The organism is Bradyrhizobium lablabi (assembly GCF_018129385.1).
Lineage (GTDB): Bacteria > Pseudomonadota > Alphaproteobacteria > Rhizobiales > Xanthobacteraceae > Bradyrhizobium > Bradyrhizobium lablabi_C.
In genome coordinates this window covers 1-2,636 of the sequence record NZ_JAFCLN010000042.1, presented here as the reverse complement: position 1 = coordinate 2,636, position 2,636 = coordinate 1, and the positions used below count along the sequence as shown (strand labels likewise).

At 63.4% G+C, this 2,636-nt stretch carries 3 protein-coding genes; all 3 read left to right on the top strand.

Annotation, left to right across the window (positions count from 1 at the left end):
* On the top strand, nt 1-444 hold a 444-nt coding region (gene tnpA, locus JQ628_RS34240), incomplete at its 5' end, for an IS66-like element accessory protein TnpA (protein ID WP_349628162.1).
* Nucleotides 441-794 carry an IS66 family insertion sequence element accessory protein TnpB gene (gene tnpB / locus JQ628_RS34235; protein WP_212231002.1) on the top strand — a complete coding sequence of 118 codons (354 nt, stop codon included), beginning with the start codon at nt 441-443 and terminating at the stop codon, nt 792-794. The genes tnpA and tnpB, both read left to right, overlap by 4 nt.
* Nucleotides 795-844: 50 nt before the next feature.
* The gene (tnpC, locus tag JQ628_RS34230; RefSeq protein WP_212231005.1) at nt 845-2,398 is read left to right on the top strand and encodes an IS66 family transposase; all 1,554 of its coding nucleotides are present in this window, start codon (nt 845-847) and stop codon (nt 2,396-2,398) included.
* Nucleotides 2,399-2,636: the final 238 nt, after the last annotated feature.

Below are 2,636 nucleotides of genomic sequence, written 5' to 3'. Positions count from 1 at the left end.
ACGATGGCAAATGCCATGCTTGATGCCAGGCAGGAAGGTGACCCTTATCGGCGCGTCGAGGTAATCACCGGGGAGCGCCGGCGGCGACGATGGACGGGCGAGGAGAAGGCGCGGATCGCGGCGGAGAGCTTTGAGGAAGGTGCGAACATCTCCGAGGTGGCGCGGCGCAATGGCGTTTCCCGCGGGCTGCTCACGGTATGGCGACGCCAGGTTGCGGCAGCAGTGGCCGGCAAGGCGCCGAACTTCGTGCCGATCCAGATTGGCGCCGGCGAGTCCGAACGTATTTTGGCGGCACCAACGACGCCTTTGGAGATCACCGCGCCACCGGCCAAGCCCTGCGGGGTGATCGAGATAGAGCTGAGTGGGGCGCGCATCCGGGTTGAGCCGGGCGTGGAGCTGACGACACTTTCGACAGTGCTGTCAGCGCTTCGGGGCATCCGGTGATTGCACTACGCTCCGACCTCAAGGTGGTGCTTGCGGCGCAGCCGGTCGATTTTCGCAAGTCGGTCCACACGCTGTCGGCGCTGGTGAGCGAAGCGCTGCGTGCGAACCCATATTGTGGCGACGTCTTCGTGTTCCGCAGCAAAAGGATGGACAGAGTGAAGCTTTTGGCGTGGGACGGCAGCGGCATGGTGCTGGTGACGAAGTGGTTGCACCAGGGGCGTTTCACCTGGCCGCCGATCCGCGACGGTGTGGTGCATCTAAGTGCAACGCAGCTCGCGATGCTGCTCGACGGACTTGAGTGGACACGCGTCTCACCCCAGCCTGTGAAGCAGCCCGCCGTGGTTGGCTGAGAGGTGAGGATTTCGCTGGAGCATAGAGTGGGCGCATGTATCGTCTGATCATGGCGATTCGTCCCGATGCTCTTCCGACCGATCCGGCGGCTCTGACCGAGATGGTGCTCGCGCTTGACGTCGAGAACGAGAAGCTGCGCGTGGCGTTGCAGACGCTCAAGGAGATGATCTTCGGGAAGCGCTCGGAGCGGCTTGCCACGCTCGTGGCCGAGCAACTCGCGCTTGAGCTTGACGACCTTGAGACCGGCGCCACCCCACCTGCGGCTGCCAACGACGATGCGGCTGCGGCGAAGCCGTCTGATAAACCGCGCAAGAAGGCGCGCCGCAACATCGGCGCGCTGCCCAAGCACCTGCCGCGCTGTGAGCAGGTGCTGGAACCGGAGGCGACCGCCTGCCCGTGCTGCCAGGCTCAGCTTCACAAGATCGGCGAGGACGTCAGCGAGGTGCTGGACGTGGTCCCGGCGATCTTGCGGGTGCTGCGGACGATCCGTCCCAAATACGCCTGCCGCGGCTGCACCGACGGTGTGGTCCAGGCGAAGGTGCTACCGCGCTTGATTGAGAGTGGCATGGTGTCGACGGCCTTGGTGAGCCACGTGGTGGTCTCGAAGTTCGCCTGGTATTTGCCGCTGTACCGGCAGGTGCAGATTTTGGCCGGCCAGGGCGTCCATCTTGACCGGTCGACGCTTGCCGGCTGGGTGAAGCGCGCGGCCTGGTGGCTCAAAAGCCTTTATGAACTTCAGCTGCGGACGATCCAGGCCGCCCCGCGCGTGTTCTGCGACGAGACGCCGATGCCGGTGCTCGATCCCGGGCGTGGTCAAACGAAGAAGGGCTACTTCTGGGCGATCGTCTCCGACGACCGCGGCCACAGCGGCCCAAGTCCGCCGATCGTGCTGTTCCGATATGCCCCCGGTCGCAGCGGCGCCTTCGCTGAACAGTTCCTGGACGGCTTTAACGGACGCTTCCTGCAATGCGATGCCTATGACGGTTATGACCGGCTCAGCGAAGTCGCTCGACGGCAAGGGCCGTGGACGCTCGTGCATTGTTGGAGCCATTTGCGCCGGCGCTTCGTCAAATTGGCCCGCAACAGCAAATCGCCGATCGCCGAGGCCGCCGTCCGGCAGATCGCACAGCTTTACGCCATCGAAGCCATGGTACGCGGTTCATCGCCGGACATCAGGCTGGCCGCGCGCAAGGAGCACTCGCTGCCCATCGTCGAGGCGTTGAAGCCGTGGTTCGAGAAGCAGCTGTCGATGATCTCCAGCGGCTCGACGCTTGCCGAGGACATCCGTTACGCGCTCAATCATTGGCAAGGGCTGACCCGCTTCCTCGAAGACGGGCGCCTCGAGCTCGACACGAATCCGGTCGAGAACGCCATCCGGCCAATCTGCCTGACCAGAAAAAATGCGCTCTTCGCCGGCCATGAGGTCGGGGCTGAAAATTGGGCCTTGCTTGCGTCGATCGTCGCCACCTGCAAGCTCAGCGACGTCAACCCGGCCGCCTACATCGCCGAAACACTCGAGGCGATCATCGACGGCCATCCCCATAACAGAATCGAAGACCTCATGCCCTGGCGGTTCCGCAAAACGTCAAGCCAGCGTCAATAGGGTGCCGGCAAAGCGCTTACAGTGTGTGCGGGAACACCGTGAGACTACGGGAAGGATTGCCGTCAGCTTGAGGGGGCTGGCCAGTAATGGAAGGATTGGTGCGCTCGCGCATGGCTTCCAAGGCAAGGGGAGCGTGATGTGCCGCCTTGCGATTCGCCGGTCTTCTCGATGTACTCCGACGCCTACATCAAGTATTGCATAGCAGTCACGTCATCTGAATCTGGGCGAAGGTTCATGA

Excerpts from the sequence above, each read along its gene's own strand:
- tnpC (WP_212231005.1), top strand. The coding sequence starts at position 845 with ATGGCGATTCGTCCCGATGCTCTTCCGACCGATCCGGCGGCTCTGACC.